Raw genomic sequence first — 13,622 nt, 5'->3', positions numbered from 1 at the left:
GACGTCCCGCACCGCGCTTCCCACACCACCATTCCCAAGGGAGACCCATGTCCAGTCCCAGCACCGAAGGCGCGCCCCCAGTTTCCCGAAAGGTGATCGGCCTGGCCGTCGCCGGAGCGGTGGGCGGCTTCCTCTTCGGCTTTGATTCCTCCGTGGTCAACGGCGCCGTTGATGCCATGAAGGACGAGTTCATGCTGAGCGAGGCAGTGACCGGTTTCGCGGTTGCCATCGCCCTGCTGGGCTGCGCAGCAGGCGCGTACCTGGCAGGGAAAGTAGCGGACCGCTACGGACGCATTCCCGCCATGAAGCTCGGCGCGCTCCTGTTCCTGGTGAGCGCCGTTGGCACTGGCCTTGCCTTTGGCGTGTGGGACCTGATCTTCTGGCGCTTGGTGGGCGGGCTGGGCATCGGGCTGGCTTCGGTGATCGCGCCGGCCTACATCTCCGAGATTTCCCCCAGGCACGTGCGCGGACGACTGGCTTCCCTCCAGCAACTCGCCATCACCACCGGCATCTTCGCGGCACTGCTTTCCGACGCTGTCCTGGCCAACTCGGCCGGCGGTGCCGGAAGTACGCTCTGGCTGGGCATCGAGGCATGGCGTTGGATGTTCATAGCCTGCGCCGTGCCGGCCGCCGTGTACGGCTGGATTGCCTTTCGCTTGCCTGAGTCCCCGCACTTCCTGGTTCTCAAAGGCAAAGAAGACCAGGCCCGCACCATCTTTGACAAGCTCATTCCCGGCGAGGACGTCGAGCGGCACATCCGCGAAATCCGCGAGTCCATCCAGCAGGACCAACTCTCCAGCAAGAAGGGTTCGCTGAGGGGCAATAGGTTTGGCCTTCTGCCCGTGGTGTGGATCGGCATCATCCTGTCCGTCCTGCAGCAGTTCGTGGGCATCAACGTGATCTTCTACTACTCCACCACTCTGTGGAAGGCTGTTGGTTTCCAGGAGAAGGACTCCCTGACCATTTCCGTCGCCACGTCCGTCACCAACATCCTGGTGACTCTCGTGGCCATCGCCCTGGTGGACCGCATCGGCCGCCGTCCCATCCTGCTGACCGGTTCCATCGGCATGGCAGCATCCCTCGGCGTCATGGCACTTGCGTTCGCCTCTGCCACTGGGACGGGTTCGGAGATTTCCCTGCCGGGAGCATGGGGTCCCGTGGCCCTTGTTGCGGCCAATGTGTTCGTGATCAGCTTCGGCGCCTCCTGGGGTCCGCTCGTCTGGGTGCTGCTGGGCGAGATCTTCCCGTCCCGAATCCGCGCCCGCGCGCTCGGCCTGGCAGCCGCCGCGCAGTGGGTGGCCAACTTTGCCATCACGCTCAGCTTCCCCGTCATGGCGGCAGGTTCGCTTCCGCTGACGTACGCCATGTACGCGGCGTTCGCTGCGGCGTCGTTCTTCTTCGTGATGTTCAAGGTTCCCGAGACCAACGGGATGTCACTCGAGCAGGCCGAGACACTGTTCGTCCCCAAGGGAGCGGCCGTGGCGCCTCTGCCGGTAGCCTCCGACGAACCCAAGTAGCGCACAACGAGCCCCGCGGATTACCGCGGGGCTCGTTTGTTCTTTGTCCCGGATTTAGACCAGGTGCGGCTCGTGCGACGTCAGGTAGCTGCGGCCGCCGAAGGCGACAAGGATGGCGATCACCATGGCCACTGCACCGGCGAAGAACGGCACCTGCGGGCCGAAGTGCTCGCCGAGCTGAGCGGCAGCGAACGGGGCCAGTGCTCCACCCATCCAGCGCACAAAGTTGTAGCCGGCGGACGCGATGGGACGCGGCGAATCGGAGACACCCATGGCAAGTTCGGTGTAAATCGTGTTGTTGATACCCAACAAAGCGCCCGCCACGATCACAAGTACGACGACGGCGGTCACCGAGTGCCCCGCGGCCAGTCCCAGCCCGATCAGGTCGAGCATGAGTACGGCCAGCGTGCCGGTGAGAACCTTGACCGCACCGAAGCGCTTCTGCAGCACAGGAGCAACGAAAACCGAGAATACCGCCACCGCGACGCCCCAGCCGAAGAACACTCCCCCGATGCCATACGCGTCCATGCCCAGGATGAAGGGCGTGAAGGCCAAGATGGTGAAGAAGCCGTAGTTGTAGAAGAGGGCACTGGCCGCGGTAGTGCGGAGGCCCTTGTGGCCGAGGGCGAGAAGGGGATCCCTGAGACGGGACTTCGTCTCAGGGGCGGGTGTCTTGGGGAGCAACGCCAGCAACGCGATGAACGCTGCGGCCATGAGGGCCGCGGTTCCGAAGAACGGTGCCCGCCACTGCCAGCCTCCCAGCAGGGCGCCGAGCAGCGGGCCGAGCGAAATACCCAAGCCGAGGGCTGCCTCATAGAGAATGATGGCCGTGCCCGTTCCGCCACTGGCCACACCCACGATGACAGCCAGCGCGGTGGCGACGAACAGTGCGTTGCCGAGGCCCCAACCGGCCCTGAAGCCCACCAACTGCTCAACGCTGCCGGAGAGGCCGGACAACGAAGCGAACACCACGATGATCGCCAAACCGATGAGCAGCGTCTTCTTTCCACCGATGCGTGAGGATACGAAACCACTGATCAGCATCGCAACTGCAGTCACGAGGAAATAGCTGGTGAACAGCAGGGAGACTTCGCTGGTGGAAGCCTCAAGATTCTTGGCGATCGCGGGCAGGATTGGATCCACCAACCCGATGCCCATGAACGCAAAGACCGCTGCGAGGGCCGTCGCCCACACCGCCTTGGGCTGTTTAAGAAGGGAAGTCTTCTCGGCTTCCAGGGCGGTTTCGATAGATGTTTCGGCGCTTGCTGAAGCGTCAGCCAGCTGGCGTGACATTCAATGGCTCCTTGTCGGGTGCGGGGTTTAATTCTGGAATGAGCTGTTGAGCTTGCTGATGACCGGCAACGCGGCGGCCAAGTGCTCGATCTCCTGCTCAGTGAGGTCCTGCAGCAGTTCCGCCACCATTGCGTTGCGCCGGTGGTTTGCGGATTCGACGGCGGCGGTCCCGGCTTCGGTGATGACCACCTGGACTGCACGCGAATCATCGGGATCGGGCTCGCGGCTGACCAGGCCGGCGCGATCGAGCTTGATGATCTGCTCGGTGGCGCTGGGGACTTTGATACCCAGGTTCCTCGCGATGTCGCCCACGCGGAGGCCGCCATCGGAAATCATGGAGAGCAGGCTCAGTTGCGCGGCAGTGAGTTCGCCCTCGGGATCCAGTCGGCGGAACATATAGACACCCAAGCGAAGCGATTCACGAAATTCCTGCGCGAGGGTCAGTAGCCGGGGATCAAAAGCGTTCATATTTAGGCAGCCTAATAGTTAGGCACCCTAATAGTCAAGAAACGGGCCGCGGCTCCGACTAAACGGGGTCGGTTACGTTCGAGTCCCGGCCCTGCCGCTTCCGATGCTGCCGCTCCCGACGCTTCGGCGGGTGGCTTCGCGACTCTGGGCTGGCGGGTGCCGATGTTGCTGTCGGTGTTGACGGTGATATCGGCATCGACGTTGCCGGGGCAGCCATGGCTCTTTCGGGTAGTAAAGTGGCCGAGCGAATATGCCCTGGCAGTGATGGCGCTTTGGACTGGTACGTGTTCCCTGTGGGGGTGTTGATTTCCAGGGTGTGGACGTCCGCGGGCGTGGTTTTGGCGGTCCAGCCGGGGTTTTCCTTGGTGTGGTTGCAGGCTTCACAGAGTCCGGCGCCGTTGTCCGCCGTAGTGGTGCCGCCGGAGTGCCAGGGCACGATGTGGTCGATGTGCCGGATGGGCGCGTCGCAGTAAGGCGTGCGGCAGGTATCGTCGCGGATTTCAATGAATCGCCTGAGCCGTGGCGGGAAGAAGCGGGCTTTGGAGTCCATCGTCAGGAGCTCGCCGGTCGCGGGTGCAGCGTAGAGCCGGCGGAGCCACACGGTGAACTCATCCCCTGTGCCAACAAGAGTTCTGGCCCATTCCGATGGGACGGTTCCGTAGCCCTTGAGCCGGGCCGGTTCGCTGTCGCCTTGGAGAAGGGTTCGGTCGGTCATCACGAGTTGGAGCTCCACACCGCTGATCCCGCCGCGCTTGCCGGTGAGTCGTTCGACGAGGGTGTCGGCCATGACCTGGCCCCGGGTCCGCGAAGCCCCCACCGAACGGGCCGATTCCGCCTTTCGGGTCAGCGCGGCGTAGGCGGCCACCCCCTGGGCGGCGGGCAGCAATGCTGTCAGGTAGGTCATGGCATCCGGTGCCGGGCGCAGGCTCACCGTCCGCTCGCCCGCGGCGTGGCTGGCACGCTGGGCGACCGAGCGCGGATCCCGGCGATACGCTGCGGCCTTCGCGGCGGCGACGATGGCCCGGTCACCCTTCCCCTCGAACGTCCCGGCATCGGCGGCGAGTTCCTCGTCCACGGCGGACCGGTCCTCGACAGACAGGCCGGCAGTCTCTTTCACCAGCAGGGTGGCACGCCACTCATTGAGCTGGCCCGACTCCAGGGCGGCCATGGTGCGGGGCATCTCGGTGACCAACGCCTTCGCCAACCGCAGAAGCCGGGATCCACGGTTCGGGGACTCCCGCCGGGCCAACGCCACCTGCGCCCCGACACCCTGGCCCCGCTCAGAAACGAGCACACCGACAGCCTCCTGCTCGCCGCGCTGCGCCAGATCAAAAGCCACCGCAGCACGCGCCTGCAAGCCAGCAATAGCGGACTTCAAATCTTCCAACCCACGAATCTGATCGATCAGCTCGCCGCTCCCGGCACCAAGACGGACGGCGCCCAGGAGTGCGAGGAGATCAGAAACCCGGAGTGCGGAGACATCGGACCGCAGCCCTGAGGCACGAACCCGCGCTGCGCCTGGCGGTGACTGCGTTGCTCGAATCTGCTCCATGACTCAACCCTTCCACCAGGCGCGCAGCGCCATCAGACCCCAACTCCTGTATGTGGAAACCAGGCCTTATGTGGAAAACCAGCTCCAAATGAAAAGAGAGAGAAACGCTCGAGCCCTTGCGCCATTGGCATAGCGCCGAGATCCCGCCCCTCGCCAACTCGAGGGCCGAACGCCCACCTGCGGGCTCCGGCACAAAAGGCACGTCCTAAAGCTTTAGTTTCATCCCCTCATGGCTCGCTACGAACCCCAGCCGCTCATAGAAACGGTGCGCCGCAGTGCGGGATTTGTCGGTGGTCAGCTGCACCAAGGAACAGCCGCGTTCCCGGGCCTGCCCTACAGCCCACTCGATCATCAGCGCCCCGACGCCCTGGCCGCGCAGAACCTCAGATACCCGAACCGCCTCGATCTGTGCACGCCACGACCCCTTGCGGGACAAGCCCGGAAGGTAGCTGAGCTGGAAGGTTGCCACCACATCGCCGTCGAGTTCGCCCACCACCAGAAGGTGCGCCGGGTCGGCGTCGATCGCGTCAAAGGCGTGCTGGTACGGGGCTAAGTCGTCGGCACTTTCGCGGGTGGCACCCAGCTGATCATCCGCGAGCAAAGCGAGGATCCGCGGCAGGTCGTCCTTGCGGGCACGCCGGAGGGTGAAGGTTCCAGATTCGACGGCGGCAGTCATCAAGGCGGGCATGGCAGCGGAGTCAGTGGTCACCACCCCAGCATGTCATTTTCAATGGAACTAAGTATTGCTAAGTACCGGTACTTAGTTCTACTATGTAGTGGTAGCTAGTAATACCGAGTAGTGAAGGAGGTGTCCGATGGGCAAGCAGATGACGGAGATGCTCAAGGGCACATTGGAGGGCATCGTCTTGGCCCTCCTGACCGGAAAAGCGGCGTATGGATACGAGATCACAACGCTGCTCCGGGAGCAGGGCTTCACCGAGATCGCTGAGGGCACCGTGTACGCGCTGTTGGTCAGGATCGAACAAAAGGGACTCGTGGACGTCGAAAAGAAGCCGTCCGAAAAAGGGCCACCCCGCAAGGTGTACACGCTCAATCCGCAGGGCGAAAAAGAACTGAACGAATTTTGGAACACATGGAGCTTCTTGTCCGAACGGCTTGAACAGCTCCGCAAGGAAGGAAAATAACATGGCAGCAAAATGGATCGAGCTGGTCACCGGATCGCTCGAGCAGAAGAAGCAGTACAAGCAGGCCAAAGCACGGCTGGATGCCCTGCCCGAGCCCTACCTCACCGTAGCGACCGCCTTCAACCGGTACCTGATGTACTACGGCGGCGTCACCGAGGGCGACACCATGGTCCAGATGTTCACGGACTTCGCGGATCTGTGGGAACGCGCCGCCATCGACGGCACACCAGTCAGCGAGATCGTGGGCGAAGATCCCGTGGAATTCGCTGAAGCGTTCGCCCAAGCCTACGGCGGAAAGCGCTGGATTGATAAGGAACGCGATCGCCTGATCAAGGCGATCGACAAAGCCAAGGAGGCGGAATCATGACCACCACAGCGATCCGAGTACAGGGCATCGAGAAGTCCTACAAGGACCTGCATGTTCTCCGCGGCGTTGACTTCGAAGTGGCGTCGGGCAGCATTTTCGCCCTCCTCGGGTCCAACGGCGCGGGCAAGACCACCATCGTGAAGATCCTGTCCACGCTGCTCACAGCGGATGGCGGCTCGGCCGCCGTCGAGGGTTTCGACCTGGCGACAGAACCGCTTCAGGTGCGTGAATCCATCAGCCTCACCGGACAGTTCGCCGCGGTGGACGAGATCCTCTCCGGCAAGGAGAACCTGGTGCTGGTGGCGAAACTGCGGCACCTGAAAAACTCCGGTCAGATAGCGGATGAGTTGCTGGCCCAGTTCAGCCTTACGGATGCCGGTTCCCGGAAAGTGGCGACGTACTCCGGCGGCATGCGTCGCCGGCTGGACATCGCCATGAGCCTGATCGGCAACCCGAGGGTGATCTTCCTGGACGAGCCCACCACAGGCCTCGACCCCGAGGCTCGCCTGGAGGTGTGGCAGATCGTCAAGAAGCTCGCCAACCAAGGGACCACCGTCCTGCTCACCACCCAGTACCTCGACGAAGCCGAACAACTCGCGGACAGAATCGCCATTCTTCACGAGGGGCGCATCATTGCCAACGGCACCCTGGCGGAGCTGAAGCAACTGCTTCCGCCGGCCAAGATCGAATACGTCGAGAAGCAACCGAGCCTGGAGGACATCTTCCTGGCCCTGGTTGGCACCGGCAACAACGAGTCAGTAAAGGACAGGTCATGAGCACCCACTTCTTCGCAGACACTTCCGTCCTGCTGGGCCGCTCCATGCGGCACATTTTCCGCAGCGTGGACACCATCATCACCACGGCGATCACCCCCATCGCCATCATGATGCTCTTCGTATTCGTCCTCGGCGGGGCAATCGAGACGGGCACTGACAACTACGTCAACTACCTGCTGCCGGGCATCATGCTGATCGCCATCGCATCAGGCATTGCCTATACCGCCTTCAGGCTGTTCATGGACCTGAAAAGCGGCATCTTCGAACGGTTCCACTCCATGCCCATCGCCCGGTCGTCAGTGCTGTGGGCCCATGTGTTGACGTCGGTGGTGGCCAACCTTCTCTCGGTGGTGATCATCGTGCTGGTGGGCCTGCTGATGGGCTTCCGCACCTCGGCAGGATTCCTGGAATGGCTGGCAGTTGCCGGAATCCTGACCCTGTTCACCTTGGCACTGACCTGGGTTGCCGTCATCGCCGGACTGAGCGCAAGCACCATCGAAGGCGCCAGCGCCTTCTCCTACCCGCTGATTTTCCTGCCCTTCATCAGCTCCGCCTTCGTCCCCACTGAAACCATGCCCGCTCCGGTCCGGTGGTTTGCCGAAAACCAGCCGGTAACGTCCATCGTAAACAGCATCCAGGACTTATTTGCCCAACGTCCTGTTGGCGGTGACATCTGGGTGGCCCTCGCCTGGTGCCTTGGGATCCTCGTGGTTGCCTACGTGTTTGCCACCGCAGCGTACCGCCGCAAGATTGCATAGCCCGAACCAGCCAAAACACAGGCCAAAGCTCCCCCTAACCCGGGCGGAGCTTTCGCCATTCAGACCGATTCGCCATTGGTCAGACATTAGCTATAGCTTTATCGAACAGATTTGTAACGGCCGTCACTATTGTGTCGGTTCTTCCGAAGGGTTCTTGAACTAATGTCCGACCAGACAACACAGGGGCAGCTCCGCGCCTCCAGCAGGGACAGCGAGCCCCACCTGGCACGCTCGCTCAGCAACCGCCACATCCAGCTCCTGGCCATCGGCGGCGCCATCGGAACCGGCCTCTTCATGGGTTCCGGCAAGACCATCTCGGTTGCCGGCCCCTCCGTGATCTTCGTGTACATGATCATCGGCTTCATGCTCTTCTTCGTGATGCGCGCCATGGGCCAACTCCTGCTGTCCAACCTGAACTACAAGTCCTTCAGCGACTTCGCGGGCGACCTCCTGGGCCCATGGGCCGGATTCTTCACCGGCTGGACGTACTGGTTCTGCTGGGTAGTCACCGGCGTCGCGGACGTCATCGCCATCGCGGGCTACGCCAACGAACTGTGGCCGGGAATCCAGCTATGGATCCCGGGCCTGGCCACCATCATCATCCTGCTGCTCCTGAACCTCCCCACCGTCAAAGCCTTCGGCGAAACCGAATTCTGGTTCGCACTCATCAAGATCATCGCCATCGTGGCCCTGATCGTGGTCGGCCTGGTGATGATCTTCACCGGCTTCCAGTCCAACGCAGGCACCGCGAGCTTCACCAACCTGTGGAACCACGGCGGATTCTTCCCCAAAGAATTCATGGGCTTCGTGGCCGGCTTCCAGATCGCCGTTTTCGCGTTCGTGGGCATTGAACTGGTGGGCACCGCAGCTGCTGAAACCAAGAACCCGGAGCACAACCTGCCCCGCGCCATCAACGCCATTCCCCTGCGCGTGATGCTCTTCTACGTAGGCGCCCTCATCATCCTCATGTCGGTCACCCCGTGGACCGAATTCAAGGCAGGCCAAAGCCCGTTCATCGCGATGTTCTCGCTGGCGGGCCTCGGCATGGCAGCGACTGTGGTGAACCTGGTAGTCCTCACATCGGCAATGTCCTCGGCCAACTCGGGCATCTACTCGACGTCGCGCATGGTCTACGGCCTGGCCAACGACGGCGACGCACCCAAGCTCTTCGGCCGGCTCTCCAGCCGCAAAGTACCTCAGAACGCACTGTTCCTCTCCTGCGTCCTGTTGCTGGCCGGCGTCGCGCTTCTCTATGCAGGCAAGGACGTTGGCGTGGCGTTCGACATGGTGACCACCGTGTCCGCCGTCTGCTTCATGTTCGTCTGGTCCATCATCCTGGCCAGCTACCTCGTGTACCGGAAACGCCGCCCGGAGCTGCACGCGGCCTCGCCGTTCAAGATGCCCGGCGGCATCCCGATGGTGTGGGTGGTCTTCGCGTTCTTCGCGTTCCTGGTCTGGGCACTGACCACTCAACCGGACACGCTGACGGCGCTGCTTGTGACCCCAATCTGGTTCGCGATCCTCGGCGTCGCCTACGCAGTGGTCCGCAAGACGCCCCTCCACCAGGCCCGCGTGGCCGTTGGCATACCTATGCCCGACGCCTAACCCGCGCCTGCGCCAAAACCCAAAAAAAACCAGCGCCCCCCTGCGGCACCCACCGTGGGTGCCGACGTCGGGCTCCTATTTCTCAGAAACCGTCCGCGCCGGTTCCGTATCTGGCCTGGTCAGGCCATCTTGCGTCGTCGGCTGGCAACGAGTGCCAGGCATCCTACGATCAAGAGCAGCACCGCGCCGATGACCGAGGCAACAACTCCTGTTGCGCCCGTATCCGGCAGTTGCTCGCTCGCTACCGGAGGTGAAACCACCACGGGTTCGACCTTGACCTCACTGGAATCACTCCCTGAAGGAGATTTCCCGCCGGGACCCATGGCGGTCACAGTCACAACGTTGAGGTACGACTCAGTGACGTTGCTCTGGGGAATGACGCGGCTGACTGTCTCGCCTGGGGCAAGAGTAGCAACCTGCTCAATGGCACCAAGGGCGGGATCATTGAAACGGACGTCAGTGAGCTGCGTGTTGCCGGTGTTCGTTACGCTGAACTGCCAGTAGACCGTTTCACCGGACCGGATGGTGACATCTTCACTCCACGGCCCATCTTGGCTGGTGGAGATGAGCTTGCCCACCTTTAGTCCGGGGATGGCACCGAAGTAGTACGAATCATCAGCAGCGTTCAGCTCAGGCCCGCCATTGGGGTCCACGGCAGAGGCCGTCACAGTGTTCTTGTACTGCCCCTCAACAGCCTTCCCGTGAGCCGTCAACTCAACGGAAGCACCCGGCGCCAACGAAGGAACGGTTTCACGGAACACCGCGTTACCCGCGCTGTCCCTATCGACAACCAGAACATCCCTCAACGCAAGGTTGCCGGTGTTCGTCACCGTGTATGCCCACTCCACATCACTGCCCGGAGTCACCTGCGGACCCGGAGCCGCATCAACATGCTCACCATTGGTCGTCTTCACAACAGACAACCCAGCTTCACCGGTGAGGTACCAGGACTCAGCGGACACGGCTTCAGGCTGTTGGGCCAGGGGAGTTCCTGCTGCGTCAATAGCGGTAGCAGTTGCCGTTGCAGTGTTGTGGTACTGACCTTCAACAGCAGTGCCGGTGGCAGTGAAGATCCGCGTGTCCCCGGGATCCAGCGTGCCCGCGTCAGGTGAGGTGGGTGACAAGGTTCCCTTGCTTCCATCTCCTGCCGTGAACTCGTCGGAGATTGCCACATTTGCAAGGGGAACGTCGCCTGTATTGGTCACTTCAAAGGTCCATGCCACATCAGAACCCTGCGTGACGATGGCACCTGGAGCCGACGTATAGGCAGTTCCGTTGGTCTTCTTCACTATTCCCAAGGCAGGAGAACCAACAACGTTCACAGCCGCCTCGTTAGTAGCGAACTGCACTGCTTGGCCGTTGTACGTCCCCGAAGCCGAGAGTACGTTGGTTGACTTCTCACCAAAGCGCGCATCACCCGCAACGCTGGTGGGAACCACCAACGTAAAGTCTTCCCCGGAGGGGATAGCATCCACAATCAAGCGGAATGCAGTGGCATTGGCCGGATTGGAACTCCAGCTACCCGAGGTGGCGTCTGTTGCATCGGTCGAGTATTCAACGGACGTCCCTGCCGGTGCACCGGTAACGGCGCCTGACAGGACAACGTCGAATTCATCGCCCGTAGCCACCGCCGGCAATCGGTCAAAGAAGGTGGTTTTGGTCACCGCGTTGGGCAGAACGTTGTTGACGTAGACCTGCCAGAACGCGGCTTTATCAACCGCGGATGTCAAGGACCATGGACCATCTTCCTTTGAGCTGGACAGCTTATCGAGCAGCAATCCACCGGCCGTATTGATCGATATCTGGGCAACGTCCTTGGCGATGGTTGCCCGTGCAGCGTCAAAGTTGTAGACGTCATCGCTGAAGAAGGCATCATAGCCGCTCATTGCCACCGTTTGCGTGGCTGTCCCGCCATCTGCAACGCCAACAAACCTAGGGTCTCCCGTGTAGGCAAAGGACTCAACCTGAACGGAGGAGGTGGCGGGGTCATAGGCCTTGGCAAGAACCGTGACAGGAATGTCGTACTGCCATCCTGTGTTTTCGACACGGCGGTCGGAGGCTTCCTTGGGGTCCCGCATAGGGCTGATCTGATCGAATGTAAACGTAATAGCCTGACGTTCGCATCCGTCTGTATCTGTGACCCGCCGATCAGAGTCCACCGTCACGCCCTTGCCGATAGCAGGGATAGCCTCCACTCCAACGGCAAGGTCCGTGATGGGCGTTATGACTTTTGTTGAGTCATGCTGGAGGCCACAAGGAAGCACCACCGTCATTTCGGCGTCCTTGTAGGTTTCCGATGGGTTCTGATTCACAATGCCGGCTCTTATGGTCCCGGCGTCACCCACGCTCAGGACCGAAGGAGCAGAAGCATTCGTAGTCAAGTACACGGAATCCACAGGTACGAATGCGTCCGTCGCCTCGCCCGTCAGGTTGCCTGCCTTGAGCGTCGCCGTATTCGTCACGGTTCCAGGCGCCGTAGCAGCAGGCGCGGAGGCGTCGATAACGCCAGCGGTGATGTCCCGGAAGACCGGCACACTACCAACGGTGGCGCGCACCTCCGATCCCACCGACACTCCCTCGGAGCCGGGTGCGACGGAGATACGCCAACCCGTCAGAACTGCGCCAACCGGCAAGTTGAGCACATTGTTCCCATTGAACGCCTCCCAGCCAACTGAACCGGTATTCTGCACGGTCAGGGACAAGGATGTGCCGGTGGTCGGATCGGCAGGAACGAATGTCTGCCATGTATCTGAGAAGTCGGTCTGGTACTCAAAGGCGTAAGGAAGATCGTCTGTAGACAACACCGGGCTGAAGTTGGCACTGAGACTTGTGACATCGTTGTGGTGAAACCACTCCTCCGAGGGGCTACCGGCTGTACCGCTGTCGGTGACAACGAGGTCGTCGGCCCGTGGGCTGTTCCGGGGCCCGAGGTAGGAGGCATTGACGTAGGTGCTTCGGGCGATCATGCCGGGGGAGGTCTGGCCGCCTGAAGATTTCTCAATGGCCATTGTCACGCCACCGGCAGGACTAAAAGCAGGGCCCTGTGCAGCGGCGGGTGCACCCGCTCTCACCACATGGTTGGCGTCTGTCGTCTCCAACGTCACAGTGTTGACTGGCGGCCGCTGGCCATCCTCCCATCCGGCAACGTGATCCGGGTACCGTACAGTGAGCCAGATGGCGTTTGCCGTTCGGTCCAGGCAGTATCCGGTGTGGTCGTACCGTTCGTCATTGGTCCAGGTGGCCGCTGGCCATGCACTCGTATCCCATGTACCCAAGCCAGTTGACGCAGAGGCGAACTCGGTTCCGGCGGGGAAGACGTCAGAGAGTTTCTGCGCGTAGGCGGAGAAACTCACATAGCTTTCCTCCGAGCACACGTTGAACCGATACGTCACCTCGCGATGGGTGGAGCCAGTGATCGTGGTGGCCGTCTTTTGTGCCCGGTAATCATGGGGACCGGTGACTGTTGTGGTGACCTGCCCGGATGTGACTTGGCCGGCAGGTCCACCGGTACCGGTCATCACCGTGCGCAACGGAAAGCCCTCGTATTTGCGCTCGTTGTCCACCTGCGACACCGTGTACACAACGCTGACAAGTTCCTTGGTAGTGTCCTTGAGCGTCATGGTCAGAGCCCGTGACGTGGGGTCATAGCTGTGGCTGAGCACCGGTGAAGAGTCACCTGCGGGGAGTCCGGCGAAGGTGGTACCTTCCGGAAGCGTTGTGGTCATAGCTACGCCTGTTGCCGGATGTGACGAATCAACGCCGTTAAAATCAACAGTGGCGGTGTAGTTGTAATTCTCGGTCAGCGGGACCGTTTGGGGGGCAGAGAGCGAAATCGTGAAATCCCCGGGGGCAGCCGTAGCCGGGGAAACGCCCAGCATGAGTGTCCCTGCCGCGACGATGGTGGCCAACATTGCCGCGGGCAACCGCAAGGCACGGTCTTTCCGGGCCTTTCGCGGAGAATCCCTACTCGAATCGGGGCCCCGTTCCCCACGGCCGGATAGGCCCCATGACTGTAATGCAAACATTTGAAGCTCCTAGGTTCTGGCCCGGGTCGCTCCGCCCGACATTCACAAAGACGACGCGATTCAGGGTTGTTGAGGCAGAGCCATTTCGCTCTCCTTCCAGTAAGTAGTGAGCGCAA

At 61.7% G+C, this 13,622-nt stretch carries 11 protein-coding genes; 6 read left to right on the top strand and 5 right to left on the bottom strand.

Annotated elements, in window-relative coordinates; genetic code table 11:
• The first annotated feature begins 47 nt into the window (after positions 1-47).
• Entirely contained in the window at positions 48-1,517 is a 1,470-nt protein-coding gene (locus ACFRJ9_RS07585) for a sugar porter family MFS transporter (protein ID WP_377666061.1), read from the top strand.
• A gap of 54 nt (positions 1,518-1,571) precedes the next feature.
• Here ACFRJ9_RS07585 and ACFRJ9_RS07580 read toward each other — a convergent pair whose 3' ends face one another.
• The 4 genes from ACFRJ9_RS07580 to ACFRJ9_RS07565 form a co-directional block, all read right to left on the bottom strand.
• The gene (locus ACFRJ9_RS07580) at positions 1,572-2,810 is read right to left on the bottom strand and encodes an MFS transporter (protein ID WP_377666059.1); all 1,239 of its coding nucleotides are present in this window, start codon (positions 2,808-2,810) and stop codon (positions 1,572-1,574) included.
• 27 nt (positions 2,811-2,837) lie between these two features.
• Positions 2,838-3,278 (bottom strand): MarR family winged helix-turn-helix transcriptional regulator, encoded by a 441-nt coding sequence (locus ACFRJ9_RS07575; RefSeq protein WP_377666057.1) that lies wholly within the window; start codon positions 3,276-3,278, stop codon positions 2,838-2,840.
• Positions 3,279-3,336: 58 nt separating this feature from the next.
• The gene (locus tag ACFRJ9_RS07570) at positions 3,337-4,830 is read right to left on the bottom strand and encodes an HNH endonuclease (RefSeq protein WP_377666055.1); all 1,494 of its coding nucleotides are present in this window, start codon (positions 4,828-4,830) and stop codon (positions 3,337-3,339) included.
• Positions 4,831-5,035: 205 nt separating this feature from the next.
• Positions 5,036-5,518, bottom strand: a complete 483-nt coding sequence (locus tag ACFRJ9_RS07565) for a GNAT family N-acetyltransferase (protein ID WP_377666250.1) — start codon at positions 5,516-5,518, stop codon at positions 5,036-5,038.
• Between the two features lie 127 nt (positions 5,519-5,645).
• On the opposite strand from ACFRJ9_RS07565, the gene ACFRJ9_RS07560 reads away from it, so the two are divergent.
• From ACFRJ9_RS07560 to cycA, 5 genes are all read left to right on the top strand, one after another.
• Entirely contained in the window at positions 5,646-5,975 is a 330-nt protein-coding gene (locus tag ACFRJ9_RS07560; RefSeq protein WP_377666053.1) for a PadR family transcriptional regulator, read from the top strand.
• 1 nt (position 5,976) lies between these two features.
• Positions 5,977-6,342 carry a DUF1048 domain-containing protein gene (locus tag ACFRJ9_RS07555; RefSeq protein ID WP_377666051.1) on the top strand — a complete coding sequence of 122 codons (366 nt, stop codon included), beginning with the start codon at positions 5,977-5,979 and terminating at the stop codon, positions 6,340-6,342.
• Complete coding sequence (locus ACFRJ9_RS07550; protein WP_377666049.1) at positions 6,339-7,118, top strand: ABC transporter ATP-binding protein; 780 nt, start codon at positions 6,339-6,341, stop codon at positions 7,116-7,118. Before ACFRJ9_RS07555 ends, ACFRJ9_RS07550 begins: the two co-directional genes overlap by 4 nt.
• Positions 7,115-7,876, top strand: a complete 762-nt coding sequence (locus ACFRJ9_RS07545) for an ABC transporter permease (RefSeq protein ID WP_377666047.1) — start codon at positions 7,115-7,117, stop codon at positions 7,874-7,876. Before ACFRJ9_RS07550 ends, ACFRJ9_RS07545 begins: the two co-directional genes overlap by 4 nt.
• Positions 7,877-8,038: 162 nt before the next feature.
• A complete protein-coding gene (gene cycA / locus ACFRJ9_RS07540) occupies positions 8,039-9,481 on the top strand; it encodes a D-serine/D-alanine/glycine transporter (RefSeq protein WP_377666044.1) in 1,443 nt (480 codons plus the stop codon).
• A 119-nt stretch (positions 9,482-9,600) separates the two neighbouring features.
• On the opposite strand, the gene ACFRJ9_RS07535 is transcribed toward cycA, so the two are convergent.
• Positions 9,601-13,392, bottom strand: coding sequence for an LPXTG cell wall anchor domain-containing protein (locus ACFRJ9_RS07535; protein ID WP_377666042.1), 3,792 nt, complete (start codon positions 13,390-13,392; stop codon positions 9,601-9,603).
• Positions 13,393-13,622: the final 230 nt, after the last annotated feature.

It is taken from the genome of Paenarthrobacter sp. NPDC056912, from assembly GCF_042786555.1.
GTDB lineage: Bacteria > Actinomycetota > Actinomycetes > Actinomycetales > Micrococcaceae > Arthrobacter.
Note: the sequence above shows the minus strand (reverse complement) of the source record. Positions and strands in the feature narration are given on the sequence as shown.

Bases quoted from the DNA above. Each gene is read 5' to 3' on its own strand.
- ACFRJ9_RS07545 (WP_377666047.1), top strand. From the start codon at position 7,115: ATGAGCACCCACTTCTTCGCAGACACTTCCGTCCTGCTGGGCCGCTCC.
- ACFRJ9_RS07560 (WP_377666053.1), top strand. From the start codon at position 5,646: ATGGGCAAGCAGATGACGGAGATGCTCAAGGGCACATTGGAGGGCATC.
- ACFRJ9_RS07550 (WP_377666049.1), top strand. From the start codon at position 6,339: ATGACCACCACAGCGATCCGAGTACAGGGCATCGAGAAGTCCTACAAG.
- ACFRJ9_RS07570 (WP_377666055.1), bottom strand. From the start codon at position 4,830: ATGGAGCAGATTCGAGCAACGCAGTCACCGCCAGGCGCAGCGCGGGTT.
- ACFRJ9_RS07555 (WP_377666051.1), top strand. From the start codon at position 5,977: ATGGCAGCAAAATGGATCGAGCTGGTCACCGGATCGCTCGAGCAGAAG.
- ACFRJ9_RS07585 (WP_377666061.1), top strand. From the start codon at position 48: ATGTCCAGTCCCAGCACCGAAGGCGCGCCCCCAGTTTCCCGAAAGGTG.
- ACFRJ9_RS07565 (WP_377666250.1), bottom strand. From the start codon at position 5,518: ATGCCCGCCTTGATGACTGCCGCCGTCGAATCTGGAACCTTCACCCTC.
- ACFRJ9_RS07575 (WP_377666057.1), bottom strand. From the start codon at position 3,278: ATGAACGCTTTTGATCCCCGGCTACTGACCCTCGCGCAGGAATTTCGT.
- ACFRJ9_RS07580 (WP_377666059.1), bottom strand. From the start codon at position 2,810: ATGTCACGCCAGCTGGCTGACGCTTCAGCAAGCGCCGAAACATCTATC.
- ACFRJ9_RS07535 (WP_377666042.1), bottom strand. From the start codon at position 13,392: ATGTTGGCCACCATCGTCGCGGCAGGGACACTCATGCTGGGCGTTTCC.
- cycA (WP_377666044.1), top strand. From the start codon at position 8,039: ATGTCCGACCAGACAACACAGGGGCAGCTCCGCGCCTCCAGCAGGGAC.